The organism is Methanothrix sp. (assembly GCF_024518575.1).
In the GTDB taxonomy this organism is placed as follows: Archaea; Halobacteriota; Methanosarcinia; order Methanotrichales; family Methanotrichaceae; genus Methanothrix_B.
In genome coordinates this window covers 1-4575 of sequence record NZ_JANIHG010000063.1, presented here as the reverse complement: position 1 = coordinate 4575, position 4575 = coordinate 1, and the positions used below count along the sequence as shown (strand labels likewise).

Below are 4575 nucleotides of genomic sequence, written 5' to 3'. Positions count from 1 at the left end.
GCAAAGATAAGAAACTGGGAAGCCTGAGATGGACAAGAGCTATAGAATGTTGGAACAACTTCTGTAAAATGTTTATCTTTTACTACAACTTCGCGAGGGGGTGATAGTGTTATTAGGACAGGTCCGGCTGGTTATTCGAAACGCTCATAACCATCACAGTTGGAACCGAAGGATTTATTTACCGATAGTGGATCAAGTTGGTTACGTGGGCTCGTGGTCTAGCTGGTTATGACGTCGCCTTGACATGGCGGAGGTCATGCGTTCGAATCGCATCGAGCCCATCGCCCAAGTAGCTCAGTTGGGAGAGCGTCAGACTGAAGATCTGAATGTCCCCGGTTCGAGTCCGGGCTTGGGCATCGAGTCCATGGATTTTCCGGCATGATTTGTGTTTCTGCTTGAGTGAGAGCTATATCCTCTCAGGCTCCCGTCTGGACTCGGTTCACAGTGGCAAAACACAGATATTCTATCATAAGATAACTATTTACGATGTGAGCGCACAAAAGAGCTGTTGCCATATGCTTCGTGATCCAGAGCATATCAGATATCGATGGTATCAGAGATGGTGTGGTAGATCGAAATGAGGCTCATGCTGTATGCAATCATTCTGTTTCTCTTCCTTCCGTCTGAGGGGCGCGTGATTAGGGTTGATGACGGCGGAGGCGCTGACTTCGCAGTTATCCAGGCTGCTCTTGACCTGGCAGAGGATGGCGATACGATCGAGGTTATGAGCGGGGTTTACGCGGAGAGCGTTAACATAACAAAGTCGGTAAGTGTAAGAGGGATCGACTCCGGGGATGGGCTACCGGTCGTGGACGGAGGCGGCCTGGATGGTTTTGTGATCTCCTCCGATGGCGTTAACGTTAGCGGATTCATCATAACGAATGCGAGCAGCTGGGGTTCTGCGGGAATCAGGGTCCCCTCAGAGGGGGCTCTGATATCCGGTTGCAACGTGAGCGATTCCTTTGCTGGCGTTCTCCTCCTCGGCGGGAATGGATCTGTTTTTGATTGCAATATAACAGAATGTTACTTCGCTGGAATCGTGGCTGCATCATCTCATAATACTTTAAGAATGAACAGGGTATATGAGAACAACAATGCCGGCATAATTCTCCTCAGATCCGGTGGGATTCTGGTGGATGGCAACGATGTGAGCTATAACCTTGGAAGTGGGATAAAGGTTTACAGATCAAATGATTGCATCATCAGAAACAATACCGCGGATACGAACGATTACGGCATAGTGCTCTCCGAGTCCCATGGATGCGCTGTTGAGGGCAACATCCTCGAGAACAATGACTACGGCATATATTCGTACCTCTCCTCGAGAAACTCAATATCCAGAAACACCGCAAGAACAAACGACTACGCTGTTTACCTTTACAGCGCCTGGAACAACAGCATCACCGGTAATGACCTCAGGATGAATGATGCATACGGAGTGATGATATACTATTCTGATAATAATACAATATCATCGAACGACCTCCGGTCTAATGATATCGGCGGGATGAGCCTGAGGGGCTCCAGGAACAACAATATAATAGGGAATGTTATGGGCGGCAGCCCGCACTCGCTCCACATGGAGGACTCGGAGCACAATGTCGCAGAAGATAACAGGATAAGCGGTGGAGAGACGGGAATCATCCTTGAGAGGTCCACGAACAACACCATCACCGGCAACACGATCTCCGACGAGCTCACGGGAATACTGATCGCATCGGGCTACAGAAATCTCGTTGCAGGAAATAACCTCACGGCCTGCAGTATCGGCGTTGATGCGAACTCCTCAAGTGAGAGCATCATATCGGCGAACAGTATCGACAGAGGCGATCTGTGCGTTCGTGTCATCCGCTCCGCGGACTCGAGGCTAGAGGGCAACACGCTCAGACGGAGCAGCTCCGGTGTAATCGCTGAGGCGTCTGATGGTTTTGCAGCGATCGGAAACTCGTTTGAGGGTGTGCCCAGAGCAATTCTCATCACAGCATCCAACGGGTTCAGGATATCCAACAGCAGCATAACAGGAGCTGACACCGCGATTCTTGTGAACTCCTCTGAGAAGGGCGTGGTGGATGGCAACAGCATAAATAACTCAGGGGAGGGAATCAGGCTTCACGCAATAGAGGATACAGAGATCATCGGAAATATCGTCACAGATGCGAAGAACGGGATTCGCCTGGACGGATCGAATGGGAACATAATCGATAGAAACAACGTCTCGAGATGCAACAGCGGAATTGTGCTCTCGCGCTCATGGAGGAACGTCCTGAGGATGAACAGCATATCGCAGAACACCAACGGCCTGGTGCTGGATGAGGGCATTTACCCCAGGGAGTCGAGCGAGAATAAGATCTACTTAAACAGCTTCGTTCAGAACAGAAACGATGTCGTTTCGTACATCTCAAGCAATTCCTGGAGCTCCCCGACGAGCATTCGATACATCTATCGCGGTAGGAGCTTTGAGAGCAGGATGGGCAACTACTGGCATGGCTTTGAGGAACCGGACAGGAACGGTGATGGGGTTCTGGACAGGTGCAGGAGCGTTGGCCTTGAGGAAGATCCGTATCCGCTCGCAGAGCCGCCGGAGAGGTACACGGTGCTGGAGGGCGTGTGATGCGCGGATGCGGACGCCTTCAACACAGATGTGCCACCTTAAACCTCCAGCCGCTTTTTGATTTTAGGCACGTCAGGGGCGGCTGCCGGGGCTAAGCCGCAGAATGAGGTCTTACCGGCTAACCCCGGCGCCGGAGTCTTTGTATGCGGGGTAAGGTTTGAGATTGGTGATCATAATTCGGCCACCTGCACCATGCGCTCTGGATTCCAGATCTACTCAGCGAGGCGGATGTAAAGCTTTTGCCGGGCATCGGGATCCGCCTTTTTGATTTCGGCGTGCTATCTGAAAGGAAGCCCGCTCCTCCCAACGAAACGCGTGAAGCCCGGGGTCTTCCCGCCTCGTGCTCTCCGCTCCAGCAAGATAAATGTACGATCCTGGAGATAGCAGTCGAGAGCAACCGCAAGGCCTATAACTTCGATCTGGATTCCATTCAGCCCATGCCAAACCTCAATGTGGCAGTGCTCGGTAAAGCAGAGTTCTCGAAGGATCTGGGCAAGAAGGGCACAGCCAGTGATATAACATTTTACAACCTCAAGAGGGGCGAGACGACCGTGACCTTCGTCGAGCCAACGAGGTATCCTGAGCGACTTGCGCCGCTCTTCTATGCTCTCTCCATGGCTCGCAGGGCGATCCTCGTTGTGGAGAATATAGACCAGCTATTCGGGGAGTCTGTTCTCGCCCTTGACTGCATGGGCATTAGCGAGGGCTATATTGTTCTCAAAAACTACATATCCGAGGAGCAGATCGCGCCTCTTGTCAGATCCACTGTGGTCGAGAGATATTCTGTGATTGATGACAATCCCATAGAGATACGCGAGCGTCTTCTTGAAGATGCTGATGCTGTGGTGCATGTGGAAAGCGCATTCGGAACGCTCCCTGTGGATCACTTCTTCAACGTCCGGGGCGTCGGGACCGTCGTCCTGGGGAATGTTGCAGAGGGAACCATCAGAAAACACGATCTTCTCAGGGTTCTGCCTGACAGCAAGAATGCTCAGGTGAGATCCATACAGAAGCACGACGAGGATTTCGAGAGCGCGAGCGCGGGGGAGCGCGCAGGTCTTGCGCTGAAGGGCATAGAGGTCTCGGAGCTCGATCGTGGGACGGTTCTGACAACAAATGATGCTGTGAAGACCTCCACCAGCCTCAGCTCGAGAGCGGAGCTCGTGAGGTACTGGCAGTCTCCCCTGCGGCAGGGGATGGTGCTTCATCTTGGCCACTGGATGCAGTACATCCCTGCGAGGATCGAATCGTCCTCCGGCGATCCGCGCCGCCCTGATCTGACGCTCTCCCTGGACAAACCTCTCGTGCATCTTCCAGGCGACAGGGCGCTCATGACCTACCCGGAGGGAGGAAAGCTGAGGATAGTCGGGACGATCGAGCTTCCCTGATTGAATAAGCTGGGCTCCATCGATCCGGTAACTGGCGGACATGAGCTTTAGCAGCAATCCAGTTGTGTCGCATTATGCGTATCAACTTCAGGAGATAGTCCGCGATGCACGTTCTCTCTCGCGATCCTGAAGCAATGCTCGCACAGAGCGAAGGGTCGCCTCTCGACCTCATCCTGACACCGGGCCGGCTGCATGAGGCAGCTCCCGGTGCAGTGATCCAACCCGAGGATGTGGCCGATCTCATGCATGGCCACATTCATCCAGGCGATTCTCCCCAGACCACAGGTTGTGGTGATGGCGCACCGCCCGGCAGCACATCCGAATATCGAGCCTGCGCCTGGAAGGTGTATATCGTCATCAACCACCCAGATGGATGGATGTGCTCCGGTTTTTCTTAGGAGCTTGCTCAGTATATCCGCGGCATCGTTACTGCCCTGTGGATGCTCCGGTGGATCTGAGAACTCCATGGAGAGCCCGAGATTGCGAAAGGTGCTCTCGAAGAGGGAGAGGAACATCTTCCTCTCCAGATCATCCCTGCCGAAGAAGACCCTCAGGATCATCTCAATCAAGCGCACG

The 4575-nt window shown here is 53.1% G+C and carries 3 protein-coding genes and 2 tRNA genes; 4 read left to right on the top strand and 1 reads right to left on the bottom strand.

Features of this window, described 5'->3' with window-relative positions; translation table 11 throughout:
* The first annotated feature begins 207 nt into the window (after positions 1 to 207).
* The 4 genes from NQU42_RS08175 to NQU42_RS08160 all read left to right on the top strand — a co-directional run bounded on the left by NQU42_RS08175 (position 208) and on the right by NQU42_RS08160 (position 3999).
* Positions 208 to 281, top strand: a tRNA-Val gene (locus NQU42_RS08175).
* 2 nt (positions 282 to 283) lie between these two features.
* A tRNA-Phe gene (locus tag NQU42_RS08170) sits at positions 284 to 356 on the top strand.
* A 221-nt stretch (positions 357 to 577) separates the two neighbouring features.
* Positions 578 to 2611, top strand: coding sequence for a NosD domain-containing protein (locus NQU42_RS08165; RefSeq protein ID WP_296610563.1), 2034 nt, complete (start codon positions 578 to 580; stop codon positions 2609 to 2611).
* 437 nt (positions 2612 to 3048) lie between these two features.
* A complete protein-coding gene (locus NQU42_RS08160) occupies positions 3049 to 3999 on the top strand; it encodes an EF-Tu/IF-2/RF-3 family GTPase (protein ID WP_296610561.1) in 951 nt (316 codons plus the stop codon).
* A gap of 47 nt (positions 4000 to 4046) precedes the next feature.
* Here the strand turns inward: NQU42_RS08160 and NQU42_RS08155 are convergent.
* Positions 4047 to 4575: matrixin family metalloprotease (locus tag NQU42_RS08155; protein ID WP_296610560.1), on the bottom strand; the 529-nt coding region annotated here is incomplete at its 5' end.

Coding starts and splice junctions, on each gene's coding strand:
- NQU42_RS08165 (WP_296610563.1), top strand. CDS start 578: ATGAGGCTCATGCTGTATGCAATCATTCTGTTTCTCTTCCTTCCGTCT.
- NQU42_RS08160 (WP_296610561.1), top strand. CDS start 3,049: ATGCCAAACCTCAATGTGGCAGTGCTCGGTAAAGCAGAGTTCTCGAAG.